We start from the raw sequence: 23,562 nt of genomic DNA, 5'->3' as shown, positions 1-23,562 counted from the left end.
TACTTCTTTGCTTTCAAAAGTAGTAAATATCCAAGCTGAAAGACAACTTCCATCTTGAATACAAATTTAATTTATTTTTACTACTTTTCATTTTACTTCGGATATATTATACCACTCCTACATTCTGAAATATTTTTAATTTAAATTCAGGAAGTATAGAAATGAAATGTTCAGAAATATTGTCCTGTATATTTTCATAACCTACTAAATTTACTTCTTTAACAAAGATATATATTTCTATAGGCAACCCATTAATCGTAGGTTCAAGCTGTCTTACTAGAAAAGTAAACCCTTCGGTATAAACTGCTGGATTATTTTTTAGATATTCCTGAATATATAATTTGAATAGTTTAATGTTGGTTAAATCTTTCTCTTCTTTATCAAGAGTGATTTTATCTATTACATCCTTTGATATATAAGGAGATTTTTTTAGTGCTTTTAAAATAGTAGCATCACAGAAGTTAATAGTTGCCATATTAATATTAAATACTCTCTTTACCCTTCTTGCTCCTGATTCACTAATTCCTCTATAATTAGTTACGTTAGAATTTAAAATGCTGTAAGTAGGAACTGTGGAAATAGAATGGTCAAAATTCCTAATTGTTACTACGGAAATAGTAATTTTTTCAACTGTTCCTTCAATTGCGCCTATACGTACCCAGTCTCCAATATTAATAATTTCTTGAGTAGTTAGTTGCAAGCTTGCAAGTAATCCTAAAACGGTATCTTTGAAAACAAATGTTAAAAGAGCTGTGGCTGCACCTAAGCTTGTTAAGAATGTACTAAGCGAAATATTTAATATATATGAAATAGTTACCATTGCTGCAATAACTATGACAATAATTTTTAATATTTGAAAATATAAGCTAAGTGGTGCATTTTTTGTAACGGCTTTGATTCTATTGTGATACAGATCTGCAAAAGCATCTATAAGCGTTAATAATAACATCGTCACAGGTATACCAGTATATAAGATTACTATAGTATCTTTGATTCCCAGTAATACATGTGCTTTAAAAGAAGTAGGATGAAAAATCTTTCCCCAACATACAAAGTAAAGTGCTAATAAAGTATGTAATAAATAACGAAATATAGGATATTTTTTTATCCTTTCATAATCATCGTAATGATGTCTAGTTAAATAATTTTTTACCGGAATAAAAATTAATCTTTTAATTAGAAATATCACCGGTATGAGAGATACTAACATAACAAACAATAATACTAACTCAGTACTTGAGGTATGATATAGATCCATTAAATATTGCATATTTTACCTATCATTATTATTGTAAATATAAATCTTTTTTATTATTATTAAGAATTTTATTTTTATCAATAATTTTAACTCAAAAGAATTTGGTATTGCTAAGCAAATATAGATACTGTCATTGCAAAGCCACGAAGCAGCTGCGGCAACCCATAAAAATAATAAAAAACTGAATTGCCTAGTCAATTACTTACGTAATTTTCCGTAACTCAGACGTTAAATGAATTAAATAACTTATTTATCTATGACATTTCCTAATATCAATCCAATTATTTTCTCTATAGGTCCACTTGCTATCTCTTGGTATTCTCTTTCATATGTAATAGGAATTTTGCTAGGCTGGTTCTATGCAAATAAAATTATAGAAAAATTTAAGCCTCAAATTACCAAAAAAAATCTAGAAGATTTCATTACTTATGCCGTTATAGGCATAATAGTCGGAGGCAGACTAGGGTTTGTTTTATTATATAACCCTTCTAGATATTTTTCAAATCCAATAGATATCTTAAAAACTTATGAAGGCGGGATGTCTTTCCATGGCGGAGCTTTAGGGGGGATTATTACTGCTTATTTGTTTTGCCGAAAATATAAAATTAATTTTTTAAGTCTCACGGATATAATAGCCCCTGTAGTACCTATCGGATTATTTTTAGGTAGAATCGCTAATTTTATTAACGGCGAACTATACGGACGTATTACAAATTCTTCTTTTGGTATGATTTTTCCGAATAGCGATTTGATGCCAAGACATCCTAGTCAATTATATGAAGCTTTTTTTGAAGGTTTAGTATTATTTAGTATCTTAGCATATACAACATTTAAGCACAAAACTCTTAAAAAGTGCGGTTTAAACTCAGGAATATTTTTCACATTTTACGGTCTTTTCCGAATCACTATTGAAATATTTAGAGAACCCGACATACAAATCGGGTTTATTTTAGATAGCTTAACTATGGGACAGATTTTATCTGTACCTATGTTACTTTTAGGAGGTTATTTAATATGTCAATCGAATCCAAAATAAGACAATTAATTGATCAAAACGGTTATATTACTTGCGATGTCCTCATGCAGGAGGTATTAAACTTAAATCCTACTTCCTATTATAAGCAAGTAAAATCATTAGCTAATGAAGGTGACTTTGTTACGGCTCCTGAAATTTCACAGCTATTCGGTGAAATTATCGGCTTATGGTGTATCAGAGAGTGGCAAAGAATTGGCTGCCCAAAAAGTCTTAGTTTAGTAGAGCTTGGTCCTGGTCGAGGTCTATTAATGCGTGATTTACTACGTACTGCAAAATTAGTACCGGAATTTTATAAAGCCTTATCAATTGAACTAATAGAAATTAATAAAAATTTTATTGCTTATCAAAAGGCCAATTTACAAGATATTAATTTACCGATTAGTCATCAATCATTTGTAGAAGATATACCAAAAAAACCTACTATAATAATAGCTAACGAATTCTTTGATGCTATACCGATAAAGCAATATATTAAAGTCAAGGAATTATGGTATGAAAGAATATTTGTAGTGCAGCCGGTAGATGAAAGAATTAAATACGATAAAATAAGCGTTAATAAGCAACTACAAGAATATCTGCTGTGTACTCATATTGAAGCAAAAGACGGGGCAGTACTTGAAGAATCTTATAAATCGATAGAAATTATAAAATTTATAGCGCAGCATCTAAAAAGACTAAGCGGCAGTGGCTTAATAATAGATTACGGCTATGATATAGCTCCGAATGGTAGAACTAGATATCAATATAATCAAACATTACAAGCGGTTAAAAACCATAAATATTGCCCCATCCTTGACAATCTTGGAGAAGCTGATTTATCGGCACATGTGGATTTTTATGCATTAAAGACGGTAGCTAAAAACAGCAAAATAAACGTAATAGATACAATATCGCAACGAGATTTTTTAATAGAAAATGGAATCTTATTACGTAAACAAACATTGCAAGACAAGCTTAATGATAGACATCATGCCAAATTCGCTTATAGAGAGGAATTTAAAGGAGACACGAAACACAGCACCGCAGCGTACACTTTAGTACGTGAGGATGCGAGTATCGGATCGACGTATAAATTACCTCTAGAAGTAGAGTTTGGAAAGATGTCTGAGCAGGCACAAATAATAGAAAGACAGGTAGAAAGACTAATATCACCGAAACAAATGGGAGAATTATTTAAAGTATTACAAATTATGAATTAATTTAGGTTTTTTTGTGGACATTTCTAAAAAGATTTAATTTTGGCTATTTGTTGCTGCAAATTATAAGATTTTTTTGAAATATGACTAACTATTCCGCAAAAATCTTATTAATTTTTGTTACAAAATACCTCAAAATAGCAAATCAACTAGAAATGTCCACAAAAAAACCTAGGTTCTGAGTCTTGATTATAAATGGACAACTTAAGTTCCCTTCTTCACATTTCAGCATGGCTTCAAATTCTTTTTTATACGCTCTTCGGTTTTTCCTGTAAGATGTAAGACACATAAGCAGTATCATTGGATATACGGAACCGCCATAAACCCCAAAACTTCGAAATTCACAATCAGCATCTCGGTACTTAATCCATAAATTTGGGGATTTTTTAAGTAAATTCACTTGTTCTCGTTTGTCTGAAATATGTTTTAATATTTCTTGGTATATTTGATTTAGTTTCTTATCAACTTTCTTATATTCTGCAGCGACACAATAATTCATATCACCTTGTATCATGGTATTATTACAATCAACAGAAAATAATTGCTTTTTTCATTATTTTATCATTTTTAAAAATAATTAATTAAGAATCACAAACCGTGACGTTCTGCAATTAAACTTTTTATTTTACCGATAGCTTTAGCAGGATTTAAGCCTTTCGGGCAGGTCTTAGTACAGTTCATAATCGTATGACAACGGTAAAGCTTAAATGGGTCTTCTAAAGCTTCAAGACGTTCACCGGTATTATCATCCCTTGAATCGGCAATCCATCTATATGCTTGTAGTAAAATCGCAGGACCCAAATATTTATCACCGTTCCACCAATAGCTAGGACAAGAAGTAGAACAGCAAGCACATAATATACACTCATATAAACCGTCAAGCTTTTCTCGGTCTTTAATCGACTGTAACCTTTCAGAGTTTGAAGGGGTAGGGCTATCGGTTTTGAGCCAAGGTTCTATAGATTCGTATTGTGCATAAAAATGCGACATATCAGGTACTAAATCTTTCACTACTTTCATATGAGGAAGCGGATAGATTTTGATATCGCCTGATATATCTTCTATTGGTTTTATGCATGCTAAAGTATTTGTACCGTCAATATTCATTGCACAACTACCGCAAATTCCTTCCCGACAAGAACGCCTAAAAGTTAAAGTAGAATCGATGTCGTTTTTGATTTTAATTAAAGCATCTAAAACCATCGGTCCGGTTTTGCTTAAATCTATCTCAAAACTATCGATAGTAGGATTCTTATCAAGATCAGGGTCATACCTATAAATTTTTATCTTTCTAGGTTTAAGCATTTCCTCTTGTTCTTTATGCTCTCTACCTTTTTTTACTACTGAATTTGGCGGTAACCTTAACTCTGCCATTTTAAGCACTCTCTTAAAATTTGTTTTTAGAACTATACAAAATAATTAGCTAATTCACAATCTTTCATACCTGTTACGTGGATGACATTAATATCTCTAGGTTGCCATGCTACTTACAGTTACTCACAAGGTATTGCCAGCGTGGATACCGATGTTATTCCCGCAGCAGCAGGAATCCAGAAAAAATAGTCTTAGTACTAACAAAATAAACCTAAAAAAACAAATTTTTTGTAGGTTTTACTGGATTCCCGCTTCTGCGGGAATGACATCAAAAGCATTTACTGGTCCACGCAACAACGCCTACTCACAATGACGATATTTATAGTTAGCAATCCATATACGAAGATCAACTGCAAAAAGAGCCAGGAGTTCACAAGACGAGGAACGCAGCATATACTTAATACGTGAGTACCGCAGTACTTGTAGAACGACTTAGCCAATTTTTGAAGTTGATCGAGTATATTCCATTATCCATTAAACTGCTCTTTTATTGAGTCATATATATTTTATAATCTCATCTAATTTTTTAGTTTCAATTACGCTGCCATTATTAATATTCAGAATATTTTTAACATTCTCAAGCAATAATATATAGGGTTTGTGATATTGTACTATTCTGATTATTTCATACAAAAGTCTACATCTCCTATACCAAGCCTCTTACCTGAAATACTAAAAGATTGGCAAGGAAAACCGGCACATAAAATATCATGTTTAGGGATTTTGGTTTCTGATATTTCCGTAATATCACCGTATGGCTTATCACCGAAATTTCTTTTATATGCTTCTTGTACGTCTTTGTCTATGAAAAAACACATTCAAGACCCTTTATTTCCAAGGCTTTTCTAAAACCACCGATACCACAAAATAAATCTATAAATTTATACATAAATTATACTACTAAACTTAGGAAGCGTAATTTTCTTTTTTAGCTTTAGTTGTTTTTGTTTTCTCAGGTGATTTTTCTTTATCTATTTTTATAGTAGATGAATCATTAAAAGGAAATTTATTCTCCTCTTCTGAATCTAAAGCTCTACCACTAAGTAAATTTTTAATTTGCTGACCGGACAATGTCTCATATTCAATTAAAGCATTTGCTAAGGTATGAAGTTGATCTATATGTTTTGTTAAAATATCTTTTGCAAATTCATATCCTTGCGTAATAATTCTTTTAACTTCAGCATCAATTAACTCTGCAGTAGCTTCCGAGGTTTCATTATTAGGTTGTCTACCATACATATCGTCACCACTTGAACCGTGAAATATCGGTCCTATTAAATCACTTAAACCTGCTTTTGTAACCATCGCTCTGGCAATATTAGTTGCACCTTTTATATCCGACGAAGCTCCTGAGGTAACTTTATTTCTACCGAAAATAATTTCCTCCGCTACTCTTCCTGCCATATAAACTGCTATAGATGATTCCATCTGTTCACGATTCTGAGAATATTCATCAGTTTCAGGAAGTCTTTGCACCATCCCAAGAGCATTACCACGCGGTATAATCGTAGCCTTATGAATAGGCGATGCTGCAGGACAATAAAGTCCTACTAATGCATGTCCGCCTTCATGATATGCAGTCAACCTTTTTTCTTTCTCCGACATTGCAATGGAGCGACGTGCAACTCCCATCAGCACCTTATCTTTTGCCTCTTCCATGTCGTGCATATCTACTTCTTTCTTACCAAGCCTTGCAGCAATAAGAGCAGCTTCATTAACTAAGTTAGCAAGTTCAGCACCGGAAAAGCCCGGGGTACCGCGAGCAATAATTCGTGCTAGTACCGTACTATTATATTTAATTTTCTTTAAATGTACTTTTAGAATTTGCTCACGACCGTTTATATCAGGGTTTGCAACGGCAATTTGACGATCAAACCTACCGGGACGCAGTAATGCACGATCAAGAACGTCAGGACGGTTTGTAGCTGCAATGATCACAACTCCCTCGTTTGCTTCAAATCCATCCATTTCGACTAACATTTGGTTTAAGGTTTGCTCACGTTCATCATTGCCGCCACCCATACCGATACCTCTATGACGACCTACCGCATCAATTTCATCGATAAAGATAATACAAGGAGCATTACGTTTACCCTGTTCAAACATGTCACGCACACGGCTTGCACCGACACCTACAAACATTTCAACAAAATCAGAGCCGGATATGCTAAAAAACGGAACATTAGCCTCACCTGCAATTGCTTTAGCAAGAAGTGTCTTACCGGTTCCGGGAGGACCTATAAGTAAGCAGCCTTTCGGTATTTTACCACCAAGCTTTTGGAACTTGCTTGGATCCCTTAAAAAATCCACTATTTCAGTTAATTCTTCTTTTGCTTCATCGATACCTGCTACATCTTTAAAGGTAATTTTTGGTCCTTTATCTGATAGCAACCTAGCTTTAGATTTTCCAAACCCCATGGCTTTCCCACCTCCATGCATTTGACGCATGAAAAAAACCCAAACACCTATCAATAAAAGCATAGGAAACCAAGAAATTAAAAAGCCTAAAAAGGTATTCATTCTTGTTTCAAGAGGCACTACTTCAATATTAACGTCATTGCTAGTAAGACGATTTACTAAATCAGGATAATCAGGAGCATAAGTATTAAAAGTAGAGCCGTCATTTGAAGTGCCTTCAATTACTCTACCCTGAATTTTTACCGAATTAACGGTCTTTTCATCAACTCGTGTTAAAAAATCCGAGAAAGTTATATTATTTCTTCCACCAAGTAAACTGTCAGATTGGAACACATTAAAAAGTAATATTACAAAAATAAAAAGTGCTGCCCAAGCTAAAATACTTCTACCTTGATTATTCATCGATATAAAACCTAATAAAAATTTTTATTGGTATAAGAGAGGTCTGTAAATAAATTTTATCGTTAAAATTTATTTACAGATAACCTCTTAAATACCGGTGTTAGCAAAAATGGGTGAAACGAGATACAAAATTTGGAGAAAAAGATACTTCAAAGTTCCACATGTCGTTATCATAATATGATATATGTGGTATTGCTATAACTTTTTCAAGTATTTTAATGATAGGTAAGGTCAATAAAACTGCATTGTGGTTTTTGCAGGATAGATTTTTCAAAGGTTCTAAATCTAATTGTTTCTTTATTATTTTATAATCTTTTAACGATAGATGAGTTACAAAACAATTTGGAGTTTCTTGATTTTTTGTGATACAAAATCTATTATCCCAAATAACGGATTTATCTAGTAATATTTTACTCTCAGGCAATTTTTTGCCGAATTCCCTGTATATAAGTAACTCGTTTTGTATGCGCTTAATTATACAGCCATGAAGTGTATTCTTAAAGTTTACGTCTTGAGTAATTAATTTCAAAATAGGTTCTACCGAATAAAAACGAGCTACTCTAGATTGTCCACTAATTATTATCAGTAAAAAATTAATTATTTGTACTTTCACCTCATTTGAAAACTTATCAAATTTAACTAAATCAAGAAAAGCAAAGCCATATTCAAAAATCTTGACCGCTTCAGCTATCGCCGATATTAATTCAGGCTTAAACTCGTTTTCTATAAGTTTGTTGGTTTTAAGTTGTTGTGAGATTATTGCGGCTTTAGACATCTTTCCACACTTCGCTTCTAGAGATAATTTAGACGCCGTTCCGGTACTCGCATCCTCACGTACTAAAGTGTACGCTGCGGTGCTGCGTTCCGTGTCTCCTTTAAATTCCTCTCTATAAACTGGTTTGGAAAAATGTCTAATATAATCTGCACCTTTAGCTAATTTTTGCCTAATAACATTTCGTCTATATTTATCAGATGAATTTGACTCATCTTCAAACCATTTTATATTATGCCTGACTAAATATTCTACTAATTTACTTTTTGGAATATTATATAGCGGTCTAATTATTTGTATATTATTATACCAATTGATATTACTGCTACTAAGTCCAAATATACCGCTATTACGCTCTAATCTTAAACAAAAATTTTCTACGTAATCATCTTCATGGTGAGCAGTTAAAAGTACTAATATATCGAGTTCTAGACATAGATTTGTCATCAAATCATAGCGTCCTTCTCTTGCTCTTTCTTGTAAATTGGAAAAATTATTTTGATGGTAAAAAGATAAACTATAATGCTTGCGATTTAGACTATTACTGATATTTTGGATATAATGGGTCTCTTGCTTCGACTGTTCCCGTAAGTTATGATCAACCGATATAACAAATAATTCTATATTATTTTTCTCTGCCCAAATATTAGCAAGATAAAGAAGTGCTACCGAATCGCTCCCACCAGATACTGCAATCGATATTTTAGATAAGCCAAAATTACCTATTAGATTATTGATATTATACTCAAATTTTTCATATAGCATGGTTGAAAAATGTTAGTATTGTAAAGTGTTTGGATATTGTGGTCAAACTTAGTAGTATGTCATTTCCGCGTAGGCGGGACGTTGTTGCATGGCTCTTATGTCATTCCTGCGAAAGCAGGAATCCAGAAAAAAAGTATAAATACAGCAAATTCTTGAAATTAAAAGCTCGATTTATCTCGCTTTATGCTGGATGCCCGCCTACGCGGGAATGACATCGAGCAAATTTCTCAATCCATACAACAATGCTCTACTTTTGCAATGGTAACAAAAAACTACACAATTAGATGATAAAAAAAATTTATGCTGACTCAGCTAAATCTTCTGAAGTTTCAGTCTTTTGTTCGCGTAAATAATCTTGTGCTTCTGATTCTGATCTTGCAACAATAACCGTAACTATAGCATTAAGCTCTGCATGGAGTCTTATTTCAACTGTATAAATTCCGGTAGATTTAATTTGTTTATCAAGAATAATATTTGAATGAGAAATATTATAAGATATATTTTCAGATAATTTATCGGCTACTTCTTTATTAGTAACCGAACCGAAAAGTTTACCGTCATTTGATGTTTGACGGATAAAAACTAATTGTTGATCTTTAATAAGAGCATTAATTTTTTCTACTTCTTCTCTTATTTGCTTATCTTTTGCTTCAAATTCGTGTTTTTGTTTAACTATTAGCTCTTTATTAGGCTCAGTAGCTCTAATAGCTAATTTTTGCGGTAAAAGATAATTACGACCAAACCCGTCTGCTACTTTGAGTATGTCGCCAATTTTACCTAATTTTCTTACGGGTTTTATTAATATAATTTCCATGTACTATGCCTTTATTTAGCTTGAAATACAAAAGGTAATAACGCTAAAATTCTTGCAATTTTAATAGCATTATTTAGCTTTCTTTGTTTCTTTGCACAAACATTTGTGATCCTGCTTGGTAACATTCTACCGCCTTCAGAGACAAATTTTATTAAAAGCTCAGGGTTTTTATAATCAATAACAGGTGCATTAGGCACAGAAAGAGGGCATCCTTTACGTCTTCTAAAAAATACTTTTTTAGCAGTTTTATCTCCTACCTTGTGAGCAGCTGTTTCACTAGTATTATTACTTTTTAACATTCTTTAACCTTAATTCTTACAAATTTAATTATTAATCGTTACGTCAATTACCGGAGTATTCTCTGTACTTTGATTTTTTAATATCGGTGAAGGTTCACTACTAATTGAATCTGCTTGAATTGTAAGAAATCTAATGATATTTTCGTTAAGCTTCATTTTTCTTTCTAGCTCTTCTTTTACATTACCAGTAATATCTAGACCTAAAAAATAATAATGTCCTTTTTTGTTATTACCGATTTTGTAAGCTAAAGTTCTTAACCCCCAATATTCTTTTTTTATGATAGTGCCATTATTATCTTTAATAATTTTAGCAAAATCATCAACGATTTTATCTATATCGTTTAATGATACGTCTTGACGTATAATAAAAACTGATTCATAAAAGCTCATGATATATAAGAATCTCCAACAAACAAACTTTAAAATAAAGCTATTTATAGCAACTAAAACTATTAAATTCAAGTATTATCTTTAAAAAATTATTATTTCTTTGTTTCTTTTTATAAAAAGCTTGCTATAAACCCTAATAAATTAGAAAATTATTACAAAAATTTTTAATTATTTAACTAAATATTAATGAAGATTAATTCAGTGTTTGATAAGCTATTACCTGAAGTTTTAATTATAGAAGAAAAAAATAAAAAAGTGTTAGTATTTCTTTAAGTAATGATATAAGAGAGAGCAGGATTTAATATAATGAGGGCTTCAACTCTAGAAAAAGCATTAACTTATTTTTTTTAGTCAGCTGCTTGTTATCATGATTATTAGTGCAGAATTACAAGAAAATCCTTTAATAACAATAAATAACTAACAGAAATATAACGTACTATTTTTTTATAAGCCCTTCTTATCTGAACAAATAGTAGGTACTTTAAAGAGCTTATTGAGACGTTTCAAGTCAGTTGTACAAGATAATATTATTAAATTTAAGAATCTAAATATTGATTTAAATACTGAAAAAGTATACAAAGACGGACTGAATATTCCTCTAGGTTCTACTGAGTTTAAAAATTTACAACTTTTTTTTCAGGTTCCAAATGAAGTATTTTTGCGTCAAGAAATAATAAAATATTTATGGGAAAGTGAAGAGACCTTTAATGAACGTCTCATAGATGTTCATATAAATAGGATTAGAGAGGTCTTAGGGAAAGACAATTTAATTATTACAACCGTTCGTTTATCGGTTATTGTCTAAATAAAGGATAACTAGAATTTTATTGTCAAAATTTTCTTTGTATTTATGCATTAAGTATGTTAATATCTATTAATGTTGATGTATAATATAATTAAGATTTTATTCGTTGCCGATTTATATATTTTATAACTAAAAACTGTAAATTTTATGTTAAGTAAACTAAATAAGCCCGCTTTATTTGCTTTAATATTTTATCCTATTTTTATTATATCTCTTGTAGTTAAATATTCGTTTGATTATGGAATAGGGCTAACTGAAGTTATTTTTATAATTGCTAGTTATTATATTAATAATATTACCGTTGGGATCGGTCTGCATAGGTTATGGTCTCATAATGCCTATAAAATAAATAAATATGCCGAGTTTGTCTTAATTATGTTGTCTGCAGGAACATTACAAGGACCAGCTTTATCTTGGGCATCGAATCATTATAAACATCATAGATATACGGATCAAGACCAAGATCCACATACTCCTTTAAAATTTGATAATAAATTTTTAGGCTTTATGTGGTCTCATATAGGATGGATGCTAGTCGGGAGCGGTAGCTATAAGTCTATTGATCGCATTACTTGGGCTAAGCACGGGAAAAACAATTTATTAAAATGGCAGCTAAAATATTATTGGCAAATAGCAGCTTTTATGAATATTGTCGTGCCTTTATTTATCGGTTACTTAGTCGGTGGTACTATGCAATCGGCATATGCAGGATTTTTATTTATGGGGCTCGGTAGATTCCTACAGCAGCAAGCAACCTTCTGCGTTAATTCTTTATGCCACTTTGCCGGTAGTAAAAAATATTACAAAGGCACTGCTGGAGATATTTGGTGGATGGCATTATTCTTACTCGGTGAAAATTGGCATAATTACCATCATGCTTTTCCTTCAGATTATCGTAACGGTGCAAAATGGTATCATTTGGACGTTCACAAATGGATAATATTTTTAATGAGTAAAATCGGTTTAGCTTCAGAACTTGAACGTACTACAAAAGTACGTATACAGGCAAAAATGCAAGAAACTTTAAGCTATCTTAGTGAAAAACAAAAGCAAAAATTGACTTTAATGCAAACTAAAATAGATCATTTATTAGAAAATCTATGCTTAAAAATTAAAGAGCTTGAAGAATCATCTATTACTATCAAAGAACAATTTAAAAAATCTTTTGTAGAAATACAAGAATCACTTAAAAATTTAGCGGAGCAAGTAAGTACTGCAACGCAAATAACAGAAAAATCTTCGGAAAAACTATTAAAAATAGTTAATAAAAAAATTATTGATGCCGAACAATCTATTTATAAGCTGTATAATCAATTAAATACCTTAAAGGTATCTAATTAGGCATTATTAAATAAAGATAGATATCGTGATTGCAAGCGGGTGTTGGTGTTGTTACATGGATCCTGTTATGTCATGCCCGCCTACGCGGGAATGACATCGGTATCCACGTGGACAACACCTTCTCACAATGACGCAAACTATCATTTTTTACTTAACAACGCCTCTAATTAGTTTCAATTTGAATGATAAAAATTTTAGGTATAGAATCAAGCTGTGATGATACAGCTGTTTCTATAATCACCAAAAATCGAGAAATCTTATCTAATATAATCATTTCACAAAATACAGAACATGCAGTTTTTGGAGGGGTAGTACCTGAAATTGCTGCACGTTCTCACTTATCGCATCTAGATAAAGCATTAAAAAATGTTTTAAAAGAAAGCAACACTAAATTAACGGACATTAGTACAATTGCTGCAACTTCCGGTCCAGGTTTAATCGGCGGTGTTATAGTTGGCTCAATGTTTGCAAAATCACTAAGCAGTGCTTTAAAAAAACCCTTTATTGCAATTAATCATTTAGAAGGTCATGCTTTAACCGCAAGACTAACCGATAATATTCCTTATCCTTATTTACTCTTGTTAGCTTCGGGCGGACATTGCCAATTTGTAGCAGTTTTAGGTCTCGGAAAATATAAAATACTAGGATCTACTATAGATGATGCTGTAGGCGAAGCCTTTGACAAGGTAGCCAAAATGCTAAACTTAGCTTTTCCCGGAGGACCTGAAATTGAGAAAAGAGCAAAACTTGGCGATCCTCATAAATATAAATTTCCAAAACCTATAATTAATAGCGGTAATTGCAATATGTCCTTTTCAGGACTTAAAACTGCCGTGCGTACTTTAATAATGAATTTAAAGGAAATTAATGACACTGTAATCAATGATATAGCAGCAAGTTTTCAATTTACTATAGGAGAAATTCTAAGTAGTAAGGTACAAGATGCTATTAGAGCATATGAACAAATAACAAATAATTTTGATAAGAAGAATATAGTTATTGCCGGCGGTGTCGCTGCTAATAAATATTTACAAAAAATATTAAGTAGCTGTGCTAAAATATATGGTTATCGGCTTATTTATCCACCTATCCACTTATGCACCGATAATGCTGCAATGATTGCATATGCAGGACTTGAGCGTTACAATAATAAGTTATTTACTCCTTTGAATTTCTGTCCAAAAGCTAGGTGGAGTTTAGAGGATATTAGTAATTAAAATTTATTTACTGATATCCTCTAAGAAGAAATATAATTTTTTAATATTGACACTTCTTAATTTAGTAGTATGATATGTAATTACCATGAAACATGGCAATGACATATATAAAAAAGAGGTAAGTTTATGAGCAATAGCAATGATGCAAACATATACAAAGCATTTTATTGTTTTTCAGAAGCAACCAATTCTGCCTATTCAGCCGTAAATACTTTTTTAGAACTACCTAATGTATTTAATAAATATCCTACTATTATTTCTTTAATTTTGTCTAAAACAGCAACATTAGACGCTAATATAACCAATATAATTAAAAACGGTGTTATTATATATGATATATCAACAGCCTTAATAGGGGCCGTAAATACTTTTTATAAAGATAAAAAACTAGTCGATAAAATATTAAAAGACGGACGGCATGCTATTGATAAGCTTATTGAAGCAACAACCTATTTATCACCAATAGTTACAGATATTACAAATTTTTACTTAGTTGATCCGTATAAAGAAGAAAACGCACTATTATTTGACTTACAAATTCCTAACTCTACTAATAGTGATTATTATAAATTATCAGGTACTGAAAGTATAACATTAGCTGAAATTGAATATTATTAATACTAATTTATAGAATTTTCGTTTTGTGTCATTCCTGCTCCTGCAGGAATGACATCAAACGCGTTTTTTGAGCTATGCAACAAATCTTTTAATAGCTCGCAATGACAAAATCAATAATTATTAAACAGTGCCTTTAACAAGAATAGTGGATTATGCGATAATTCGTTATTCGGAAAAAATTAATCAACTCATTGTTACCTTCAATTCTTTATCCTTTGAATTTATTTTAACCGTTTTACCGCTACTTATTTCGCCTGCTAAAATCATTTTGGCTAAATTATTTTGTATTTCCCGCTGGATAAGACGTTTTAAGGGTCTTGCTCCAAAGCTTGGATCATAACCTTTTTCGGCTAAATAATTTAATGCAGATTCATCAAATTCAAGAATAATATTTTGTGCTAGTAAAATTTTCTTTAAACTTTCAAGCTGTATCTTAACTATATCATGAATATTATTACGATTTAGGCGATGGAATAATATAATCTCGTCTAGTCTGTTTAAAAACTCAGGTTTAAATACTGCTTTTACATATTCCATAACCTCATCCTTTACTTTATATGTATCTTCGTCCTCTTTCTGATTAACGAGTATCTCAGCACCTAAATTAGACGTTAAAACTATTATAGTATTCTTAAAATCAACCGTTATACCTTGACTATCTGTTAATCTTCCCTCATCAAGTATTTGCAGCATAATATTAAATATGTCGGGATGGGCTTTTTCAACCTCATCAAATAATATTACCTGATAAGGACGGCGTCTTACTGCCTCCGTCAACACTCCGCCTTGATCATATCCGATATAGCCGGGAGGAGCTCCTATCAGGCGAGAAATAGCGTGCTTCTCCATATATTCCGACATATCTATACGAAGTATTGCATTACGGTCATCAAAAAGAAAACCAGCTAAGGCTTTGGTAAGCTCGGTTTTACCGACTCCGGTCGGTCCTAAGAATAAGAACGAACCAAGCGGGCGGTTAATATCTTGAATCCCTGCACGTGATCTTCTTACCGCATCACTAACACCTTTAATTGCCTTATCCTGCCCTATTACCGATTCTCGTAATTTCTGCTCCATCACAAGCAGACGCTCACGTTCACTTGATAGCATCGTATCAATTGGAATACCAGTAATACGAGAGATAATACTTGCTATATCGCTTTCCGATACAATTTCTTTTAACAGCCCTTTATTATCCATACTCTCGGCTTCCTGAATCTTTTTCATAATCTCAGGTATAATTCCGTATTTTAGCTCACTAGCTTTAGCGAGATTAGCATCACGTTCGGCACGTTCAAGCTCGTTTCGGCTACGGTCTAGTTCTTCTTTGAGCTTTTGTGTTTGCTGTAGTTTAGACTTTTCAGCTTGCCATTTAGCTCCCATATCATAGGATTGAGACTCTAATTTTTCTAATGCTGTAGTTAAATGCTCTATTTTCTTTTTAGAATGCTCGTCATTTTCTTTTTTAAGTGCTGCAAGCTCTACTTTTATCTGAATAATACGACGGTCCAGCTCATCAAGCTCTTCTGGTTTACTTGATAGCTCTATTTTCATACGGCTACAAGCTTCATCAATCAAATCAATAGCTTTATCAGGTAAATAACGATCGGTAATATAACGGTTTGATAACGTCGCTGCTGCAACTATTGCACTATCGGAAATTCGCACTGCATGATGCAGCTCATATTTTTCTTTAATTCCTCTAAGTATTGATATAGTATCCTCAACCGTCGGCTCACTCACGTAAACAGGCTGAAAACGACGAGCAAGTGCCGCATCTTTCTCGATATATTTACGATATTCATCTAGAGTAGTAGCACCGATACAATGCAGCTCACCACGAGCAAGCATCGGCTTTAGTAAATTCGAGGCATCCATAGCACCGTCGGTTTTTCCCGTACCGACTAATAGATGCAATTCATCGATAAATAAAATAATTTCACCGCTTGATTCTTTGATTTCGCTAAGCACTGCTTTAAGACGTTCTTCAAATTCGCCTCGATATTTAGCTCCCGCTATTAAAGCTCCCATATCAAGCTCAATAATACGGCAATTAATAAGCGATTCAGGTACGTCCTTACTAAATATTCGTTGTGCAAGCCCCTCTATTATAGCAGTTTTACCGACTCCAGGTTCTCCAATCAATACAGGATTATTTTTCATACGTCGTGATAGTACCTGCACCGTTCTTCTTATTTCTTCATCACGTCCGATTATCGGATCAAGCTTACCGCTTTCGGCAAGCTCTGTTACGTCTCTGCCGTATTTCTTTAAAGCATCGTAACTATTTTCTGCCGATTCGGTATCTGCTTTTTTGCCTTTACGAAACTGTAAAATAGCTGTTGCTATTTTTTTATTATTAATTCCATTATTCGTTAAAATTTTACCGGCTATAGTATTATCATACGTTAATGCTTCAAATATACGCTCTATGGTTACAAAGCTATCCCCACTGTCTTTAGCAATGCTACTAGCTTTTTCTAAAACTTTAAGAGCTTCAGCAGAAGAATAAACTTGTCCCCCTCCCTCAACCTGAACTTTTGGGATTTTATTTAGTTCTAGCTGAACTTGATCTTTTAATAAGTTTATATTACCACCAGTATTATTAATAAGGGTTTGAATTATACCTGTTTCTTCACTTAAAAGACTAGATAATAAATGCAAAGGTAATATTTGCTGATGATCATTTTTAGCAGCAAGTGATTGGCTACTAGCTATCACTGATTTAGCATGTGCAGTAAATTTATCAATATTCATATAAATAATATATTTTAATTAATAAAGTTAAATATTTTTAACTAGACTATTTTTATATAATAATTTTTAATTAAAATAACAAGAGATACACAACTACATATAGAATTTTATAATGCTTTCATCATTAAAAAAACAATTTGATAACGATAAGGAGTTTTTATTAAATCATACAAAAGAATTTTTAACCACACCCGGAGTAGGCGTTACTTTAGAAACAAATAGAGCGAAAATTGAAGGAAAAAACGGTGAAACTCCAATATTAATACGTGACGGTCGTAACAATCCCAATGAAAAAATTGTTTTAGGCACTAAAGCTTTTGAAATGCAATATTTAAATGCTATCAGAGGAGCGATAAACATAGCAAAGGGCAAAAATAAACCTAAGCTTGTGCTGAAATTAAATAAAAAAACAGTAAAATTTATTAATAGTTTTAATGCTTTGAATATGGAAAAATCACAAGAAAACATATCAAAAATAGGCAAGCTGAAATTGACAGTGTTGCTGAATTGCTAGGAAAAAATGATATTAAAAATGCTCATAAAAAATTAAATGTTACTAAAGATTTTCAAAATTTCAATGATGAGCATTGTAATATAGTCACTTTGTCAAAAGTCATCAATGATGAGGGAAAAGAGCATATTGTAGTCGAAGCGGAAGTAGCTTTTAAAGACTTGACAGAAAAACAAAAGCAAGAATATCAAAATAGAGACGGTAAAAACTGGTATAATGTAATGCCTGAATGCGAGAGGAAGCTTGTTGATCAGTATACTGATACAATTTAAAACGGTAGGCATGTTATCCCAACCCAGTTACGACAAATTGTTGGCATGAAAAACGCCTTTGAGAAAATTGGGGCAATAACCAACAAAGACGGTAAAAATTTTGAAACATTGCTTACATCTAAACATGCAGGTACATTAGCTTCGATTTCAAATGATATAGATTCTAGACAAAAAATTACCAAATTAAATGCACGCCAAGCTCAAGAATGGCTTGAAGACGGCGTTATTCTTCATACTAATACATTAAACTCAGGTCCTATAGGAGCTGGCAATGATCCCACAATTGCTGATCAGACAAAAAAATCTATGGAAAATGTCGGTGGGAAAAATACTAATACTCCTCTTAATTTATTTAGGCTTATAGGAGTAACAAATAACTTTGCAGGAGTGAGTGATACTTTAAACAAAATAGCAAAAAATTTACCGACTGAAAAAGGCATTGATGAATTAAAAGCACATATTAAACCGAGAAGCAAATTTGAACATTTTTTTAGGATAAATAAACCTAAAGGAAATGCAGCAGAAACAATTAACAATACAAATTTAACGGATCAGGAAAAAGAAATATTAAAAAAAGCTGTAACATTAAGAAAAAATATTGAACAAGCAGATATTCCTTTTAGAGTATCCTTCGAGACAAAACTTCCTTTTATATCTTTTAATAAAGAAAATATTAATCTAAATATATCAGATGTCTTAAGTAATTTAACAGCGAAAATAAGACAAAATAAACAAGAAACTAAAACCACTAGTTTAATAAATTTACCTCAGGAAGAAATATGTACAATGTGTGCCAGCGGTAAAAATAGAGAAGGGCTTAATGAACATAATAAAATATCTCAAGCAGTATCAAAATATACCGGTATAAAAAGAAACAGACATCGATAAACAATTACTTAAAAACTGTCATATTACTCCGCAAGCAGGTAGTATTTATGCAGGCGGTGCAACAATAGGTTGTTACAGCACTATAAAAAAGAAAATAAAAGAGTCATTCCAAAAAGTAGAAAAGAAACACTTGCTGCTATAATGGCATTAACTGCTAAAACTAATAAAATTGCAGACAAAAAAAAGATGGATAAAAGATAGATGCAGAATATGAAAAAAATCACCCTAGAGAATCTATCGCAATACGCAGTGATAGGAAAGTTGTTAAACCGTTAACTAAATCGGTATCACAGCTTAAACTAAGTATAACCCCACCGGTTAAATTTAATAAAAGTCAAAATATAGGTATGGAGAAATAATGTCAGAACTTACAATTGTAACAGGTGATACTAGAAGAATAGGTAAAGTTACCGCTTTAGAATTAAAAAATAAGAGTCTTATGGTAGTTGCTAATTTTTTCAGCAATTACGACACTGCTAAAGAAATAGAAGAAAAATACGGTATAAAAACCAAACGCTGGAATATTGCGGATTTTGAAGAATGTAGAAAAGCAGTAAAGGAAATTGAAGAGGAGTTTAAAAAACCGGTAAGTATTCTTGTAAATAATGCCGGTATTACCAAAGATAAAATGCTACATAGAACGAGTCATCAAGATTGGAATGATGTGATTAACATTAATCTCAATTCTCGCTTTAATATGTCTAGTAGCGTAATGGAGCAGATACGAAACCAAGATTACGGTCGTATAATAAATATCAGTTCAATTAATGCTCAAGCAAGGCAGGTTGGGCAGACTAATTACTCTGCTGCTAAAGCTGGAATTATCAGCTTTACTAAGGCCCTTGCTCGTGAAACTGCTTCTAAAAATATCACCATTAACTGTATAGCTCCAGGGTATATTGCAACCGAAATGATAGGAGCAGTACCCGAAGACGTGCTTGTTAAAATCGTTAATAGTATCCCCAAAAAAAGACTAGGACAGCCGGAAGAAATAGCTAGAGCCGTGGCATTTTTAGTTGATGAAAATGCCGGATTTATCACAGGTGAGACTATTTCTATCAACGGCGGCCATAATATGATTTAAACAATTAACTAATAATAGATTAGAATATGAAAGAGATCGTAAACCAATTAATCTCTAAAGGAAGAGAACTTTTAAGTAAAAATGAATATAAAGAAGCACTTAATATATTTACCTTAAATTAAACAATATAAAGGTTTTCTACATATCTATTATTATGAAGGCATCACTTACTTGTGTTGGGGAGAGTATTATAATAATGTTGAACAAACAGACCTTTACCTTAAGGCAGTAGCTTCATTACGACAAACAGCTCTATATACATCTAAACCTAAAGATACTGATATTTTATTAGGAAAAGCTTTTTATAAAGCAGGCAAATTAAGCGAAGCTGGTACTGTACTTAACAAATATATATATATCTTGTCCAGAGAATGAGGAAGAATTTCAGGAAATTCTCAGTCAAATAACTCCAGAACTTAATAAAACTAATAATTCACCGATGTTATCGAGAGATAGTAGTCAATTAACTTCGTTTAATAATAAAGATTCGCATGATATAATAGAAGTGAGTCAAACATTAAATGCATTAATAAGCATAATAGCTAAACATGACCACGATATAGCTCGACATGCGCAAGCAATTGCAGACATAAAAAAATGTTACAATCTGCAAATGTTGGGTATACTGCAGATATAAACAACCAAATTAAAGAATTGAAAGTCATTAACCCTAAATTAGAAGAATATTATAAATGTTTTAATATGGCTTTACAACAATGTATGTATTGCTGCTAGTGCTGTAAGTAGCGGTCTAGTAGTTCCTGATGCAGGGTATTTAACGTGTGAGTGCCTCTTCTCTTATAAAATGGGTTTGTTATCTTGGCGACATAGCAGCGTCCGGTTTTTTAAATTCTATTGCCACTGCTCTAATAGCAGTTCTGCATGATGCCGGTGATAATATGTTTAACTCTAAGGAAGCAAAAAAGCTAGTAGATGTACTTACTAAATTTTGTAAAATGATTAATAAACAATCTGATATAACCGTACCTGTAGGACAAGATCTACAGAGATTAGCTTTACTTTTTGCTAATTTAAGGAGTGTAGAAATCAAAAAAATAATGAGACAGATTTCAGTAATTTCTTTACGACTAAATTGCCAATGCACAATAAATTTTTTCGTTATGATACCAAATAATATCAAAGAAATGAATAGTAATCCTATGGAAAAATTAGCGTTTCAAGATTCTATTTCTTTGATTAGTTATATGTATCATCATGCAGAGGATATATTAAAGAGTTCTAAATCGTTGTTAAATCAAATTTTAACTACTACAAAAGAAGGATTAAGCACATCATGGAATGATATAAAGCAAACTACTTCCGGCAATGTAGAGTACGATTTATGGCAAATGGAAAAGTAAGTACCTGAATCTGAAATAATAACTGAGAAAGCAAAAAGCGGACAGCTGCGAAGTATAAAGATATCTTGCTTTTCGGTTGATTGCTCAAAACCACTTTAAAAAAATAGCGATTTCTTCAACCGGTATCAGAAGAGGAGTTGAAGATTTTCTTAATCAAAAATATTTTGCTGATAAATTTACTGAAGAAGAACAAGGTTGTTTTGTCTTATTCTTAACATATAAAATATTTAGATATGGTAATAAGGTATGTCTCAAATATTTTAGCGAGCAACAGCCGGAGCTAATTACAAAAATTTTCGATGATTATCCTCATTTATTTTTTAGGAGAGAGGCAATTAACATATGTATTAAAAATAAAGATGGTAGACAAAAAGCATTAGATGCAATAAAGTTAAAATCGTCAAATAAATTTTTTAAAGATTGCTTTGATACAGTATTCCCTAAGGTAGATGTTGTTGTAAACCTCATATTTGAAGAAGAACCTAAACCGAAGCACGTACCTAATGAACCTGAGCTTGTATTTAACTTAGAGCTCATACCTTTAAATATAGACGAAAATGATGATGTACTACCAACAAGTAATGTAGAAAATAACCACTAAATTTTTAAAATGACTAGCATATATCACATTCTTGACCGTGTTCCTGCTATTTATAAGCAGGACATGGAAATAGAGTATGAGCATTTGGCTATGCAATTAATTAAGTCCGGTAAATTACGGATAGATACCGATGATTGCTGCAATTTTGCAAGGTTTACCGAACCTGCTCTTAATATAAGCTTAATGGTTAGTCAAGAAGAGCTAACAAGCCCGCATTTAATCCCTGAAACTACCAAGCTTTTTCAAAATTTATACAAAAATTCCGCTTCAGATCAAAAAATAAAATCAATTTTCGATAATTTAAAAAAGCAAATACAAAAGCTACAGCCGGTTAAGAAAGAAGTAACCGAAATGCTAGCACGTATTTTTGTTCAGTCGGCTCATCCGATCGTAATAAGGTGGCTTCTTCTTAATAAGACGGAAGTATTTCTTACCTACTCACATAATATCGGCGATATGATGGATATGGTTAGCTGGCAACGAGTAGGCGGTAATAGCGGTATGCAAAGCACTAACGGCAAGGACGTAGCTATTTTTGTTTCATGCGGCGGTAATCCTTTTGCTGAAAACAATAAAGATCATCCGACTTACGGTAACGGCTTTGCTGCGGCAGCAAGACTTCAGATTATCGCAGCCCAAGAGCTTGGGCATTTTGCCGATATAAAGAGAGATGATAAAGGCAGGCAAATAACTCGCCATTCAGCTAATTTTTCCGGTACTAAAGCTACCGATAAAGTACGAATTGCTAGAAAAAATGACATAATACATTGTCATAATTTGCTGAGTAAGCTACTTAAAGCAGGTATGAAAAAGCAATTAGATTATGAAACGAAACTTAAATTTTATAATGCAAATAAAGTTAGCGGCTTAAAAGTTTATGCTATAAAATTCATGATTTTTATATATAAATTTCAGCTTCTAAATTATAGCAGTAGGAATAATCTAATATTTGTAAGAAAATTTAAAACCGATGAATATATGGCATTAATGATTGATGCTATGTTTAAAGATATGCAAGCTAATTTATCACCGGCAGCTGACGTGTATAAAAATAAAAACCCTGAAATTGAAGAAGCGATAGCCTGCATTGAAGCCTTAGCAAGAGTACCGCAACAAACCGTAAAATGGGGATATTTAACTACCAAAGAAACTATGCATGACCTTTATAAAATATATTATAACGAGGTTATACCTTCTTTAATTACTAGCTATAATGCTATCACCGGTGAAAATTATCAACGTGATTTTAAAAAGCCAAAAAGTAATTTCTTTTCTAAAATCAATATCTTTAGTAACAAAAAGTTAGTACTAAAACCGGTTAGGGAATTATGAGTATACTGATGTGAAATGCAGAATGGTAGACGAAGATTAACTTCAAAAAGA

24 protein-coding genes and 1 pseudogene are annotated in these 23,562 nt (G+C 32.2%); 15 read left to right on the top strand and 10 right to left on the bottom strand.

The window, feature by feature from the left end:
* Positions 1–106: 106 nt before the first annotated feature.
* A complete protein-coding gene (locus RAF_RS00385) occupies positions 107–1,270 on the bottom strand; it encodes a mechanosensitive ion channel family protein (protein ID WP_012719343.1) in 1,164 nt (387 codons plus the stop codon).
* A 244-nt stretch (positions 1,271–1,514) separates the two neighbouring features.
* Between RAF_RS00385 and lgt the strand changes: the two genes are divergently transcribed.
* Positions 1,515–2,294 (top strand): prolipoprotein diacylglyceryl transferase, encoded by a 780-nt coding sequence (gene lgt / locus RAF_RS00380; protein ID WP_012719342.1) that lies wholly within the window; start codon positions 1,515–1,517, stop codon positions 2,292–2,294.
* Positions 2,273–3,493, top strand: coding sequence for a class I SAM-dependent methyltransferase (locus RAF_RS00375; RefSeq protein ID WP_012719341.1), 1,221 nt, complete (start codon positions 2,273–2,275; stop codon positions 3,491–3,493). The genes lgt and RAF_RS00375 overlap by 22 nt, the downstream gene beginning before the upstream one ends.
* A gap of 142 nt (positions 3,494–3,635) precedes the next feature.
* On the opposite strand, the gene RAF_RS00370 is transcribed toward RAF_RS00375, so the two are convergent.
* The 8 genes and pseudogenes from RAF_RS00370 to rpsF all read right to left on the bottom strand — a co-directional run bounded on the left by RAF_RS00370 (position 3,636) and on the right by rpsF (position 10,724).
* A complete protein-coding gene (locus RAF_RS00370) occupies positions 3,636–4,004 on the bottom strand; it encodes a lysozyme inhibitor LprI family protein (RefSeq protein ID WP_012719340.1) in 369 nt (122 codons plus the stop codon).
* A 74-nt stretch (positions 4,005–4,078) separates the two neighbouring features.
* A complete protein-coding gene (locus RAF_RS00365; RefSeq protein ID WP_012719339.1) occupies positions 4,079–4,864 on the bottom strand; it encodes a succinate dehydrogenase iron-sulfur subunit in 786 nt (261 codons plus the stop codon).
* Positions 4,865–5,359: 495 nt separating this feature from the next.
* Positions 5,360–5,753: pseudogene (locus tag RAF_RS09595) on the bottom strand (DNA cytosine methyltransferase).
* Positions 5,754–5,770: 17 nt separating this feature from the next.
* On the bottom strand, positions 5,771–7,684 hold the full coding sequence (gene ftsH / locus RAF_RS00355; RefSeq protein WP_012719337.1) for an ATP-dependent zinc metalloprotease FtsH: 1,914 nt from the start codon (positions 7,682–7,684) through the stop codon (positions 5,771–5,773).
* 100 nt (positions 7,685–7,784) lie between these two features.
* Positions 7,785–9,221, bottom strand: coding sequence for a tRNA lysidine(34) synthetase TilS (gene tilS, locus RAF_RS00350; RefSeq protein WP_012719336.1), 1,437 nt, complete (start codon positions 9,219–9,221; stop codon positions 7,785–7,787).
* Between the two features lie 298 nt (positions 9,222–9,519).
* Entirely contained in the window at positions 9,520–10,035 is a 516-nt protein-coding gene (gene rplI, locus RAF_RS00345; RefSeq protein ID WP_012719335.1) for a 50S ribosomal protein L9, read from the bottom strand.
* An 11-nt stretch (positions 10,036–10,046) separates the two neighbouring features.
* The gene (gene rpsR, locus RAF_RS00340; RefSeq protein WP_012719334.1) at positions 10,047–10,334 is read right to left on the bottom strand and encodes a 30S ribosomal protein S18; all 288 of its coding nucleotides are present in this window, start codon (positions 10,332–10,334) and stop codon (positions 10,047–10,049) included.
* Between the two features lie 24 nt (positions 10,335–10,358).
* Positions 10,359–10,724 (bottom strand): 30S ribosomal protein S6, encoded by a 366-nt coding sequence (gene rpsF / locus RAF_RS00335; protein WP_010976750.1) that lies wholly within the window; start codon positions 10,722–10,724, stop codon positions 10,359–10,361.
* Positions 10,725–11,217: 493 nt separating this feature from the next.
* Here rpsF and RAF_RS00325 point away from each other — a divergent pair, with 493 nt between their 5' ends.
* The 4 genes from RAF_RS00325 to RAF_RS00310 all read left to right on the top strand — a co-directional run bounded on the left by RAF_RS00325 (position 11,218) and on the right by RAF_RS00310 (position 14,705).
* On the top strand, positions 11,218–11,529 hold the full coding sequence (locus RAF_RS00325; protein ID WP_012719332.1) for a winged helix-turn-helix domain-containing protein: 312 nt from the start codon (positions 11,218–11,220) through the stop codon (positions 11,527–11,529).
* A gap of 147 nt (positions 11,530–11,676) precedes the next feature.
* Positions 11,677–12,870: a fatty acid desaturase gene (locus RAF_RS00320; protein WP_012719331.1), complete on the top strand. Its 1,194-nt coding sequence runs from the start codon at positions 11,677–11,679 to the stop codon at positions 12,868–12,870.
* 182 nt (positions 12,871–13,052) lie between these two features.
* Positions 13,053–14,087 carry a tRNA (adenosine(37)-N6)-threonylcarbamoyltransferase complex transferase subunit TsaD gene (gene tsaD, locus RAF_RS00315; protein WP_012719330.1) on the top strand — a complete coding sequence of 345 codons (1,035 nt, stop codon included), beginning with the start codon at positions 13,053–13,055 and terminating at the stop codon, positions 14,085–14,087.
* 126 nt (positions 14,088–14,213) lie between these two features.
* Positions 14,214–14,705 carry a DUF5424 family protein gene (locus tag RAF_RS00310; protein WP_012719329.1) on the top strand — a complete coding sequence of 164 codons (492 nt, stop codon included), beginning with the start codon at positions 14,214–14,216 and terminating at the stop codon, positions 14,703–14,705.
* 183 nt (positions 14,706–14,888) lie between these two features.
* Here the strand turns inward: RAF_RS00310 and clpB are convergent, their stop codons facing one another.
* Positions 14,889–17,462 carry an ATP-dependent chaperone ClpB gene (clpB, locus tag RAF_RS00305; RefSeq protein WP_012719328.1) on the bottom strand — a complete coding sequence of 858 codons (2,574 nt, stop codon included), beginning with the start codon at positions 17,460–17,462 and terminating at the stop codon, positions 14,889–14,891.
* Positions 17,463–17,574: 112 nt separating this feature from the next.
* Between clpB and RAF_RS00300 the strand changes: the two genes are divergently transcribed.
* The 9 genes from RAF_RS00300 to RAF_RS00255 all read left to right on the top strand — a co-directional run bounded on the left by RAF_RS00300 (position 17,575) and on the right by RAF_RS00255 (position 23,511).
* Positions 17,575–17,976 (top strand): hypothetical protein, encoded by a 402-nt coding sequence (locus RAF_RS00300; RefSeq protein WP_041471793.1) that lies wholly within the window; start codon positions 17,575–17,577, stop codon positions 17,974–17,976.
* Positions 17,970–18,245, top strand: coding sequence for a hypothetical protein (locus RAF_RS00295; RefSeq protein WP_041471792.1), 276 nt, complete (start codon positions 17,970–17,972; stop codon positions 18,243–18,245). Before RAF_RS00300 ends, RAF_RS00295 begins: the two co-directional genes overlap by 7 nt.
* A gap of 45 nt (positions 18,246–18,290) precedes the next feature.
* Positions 18,291–19,133 (top strand): hypothetical protein, encoded by an 843-nt coding sequence (locus RAF_RS09150; RefSeq protein WP_234943910.1) that lies wholly within the window; start codon positions 18,291–18,293, stop codon positions 19,131–19,133.
* Between the two features lie 69 nt (positions 19,134–19,202).
* A complete protein-coding gene (locus tag RAF_RS10240) occupies positions 19,203–19,334 on the top strand; it encodes a hypothetical protein (RefSeq protein WP_268738930.1) in 132 nt (43 codons plus the stop codon).
* Between the two features lie 157 nt (positions 19,335–19,491).
* Positions 19,492–20,217, top strand: coding sequence for an SDR family oxidoreductase (locus RAF_RS00285; RefSeq protein WP_012719327.1), 726 nt, complete (start codon positions 19,492–19,494; stop codon positions 20,215–20,217).
* Positions 20,218–20,656: 439 nt separating this feature from the next.
* Positions 20,657–20,854 (top strand): hypothetical protein, encoded by a 198-nt coding sequence (locus RAF_RS00270; protein ID WP_004996895.1) that lies wholly within the window; start codon positions 20,657–20,659, stop codon positions 20,852–20,854.
* Positions 20,855–20,999: 145 nt separating this feature from the next.
* Positions 21,000–21,578 carry a hypothetical protein gene (locus RAF_RS09590; RefSeq protein WP_012719326.1) on the top strand — a complete coding sequence of 193 codons (579 nt, stop codon included), beginning with the start codon at positions 21,000–21,002 and terminating at the stop codon, positions 21,576–21,578.
* A 76-nt stretch (positions 21,579–21,654) separates the two neighbouring features.
* Positions 21,655–22,179, top strand: a complete 525-nt coding sequence (locus RAF_RS00260) for a hypothetical protein (RefSeq protein ID WP_012719325.1) — start codon at positions 21,655–21,657, stop codon at positions 22,177–22,179.
* 9 nt (positions 22,180–22,188) lie between these two features.
* On the top strand, positions 22,189–23,511 hold the full coding sequence (locus RAF_RS00255) for a DUF2748 family protein (RefSeq protein ID WP_010976735.1): 1,323 nt from the start codon (positions 22,189–22,191) through the stop codon (positions 23,509–23,511).
* Positions 23,512–23,562: the final 51 nt, after the last annotated feature.

The sequence above is a fragment of the Rickettsia africae ESF-5 genome (assembly GCF_000023005.1).
GTDB lineage: Bacteria > Pseudomonadota > Alphaproteobacteria > Rickettsiales > Rickettsiaceae > Rickettsia > Rickettsia rickettsii.
Note: the sequence above shows the minus strand (reverse complement) of the source record. Positions and strands in the feature narration are given on the sequence as shown.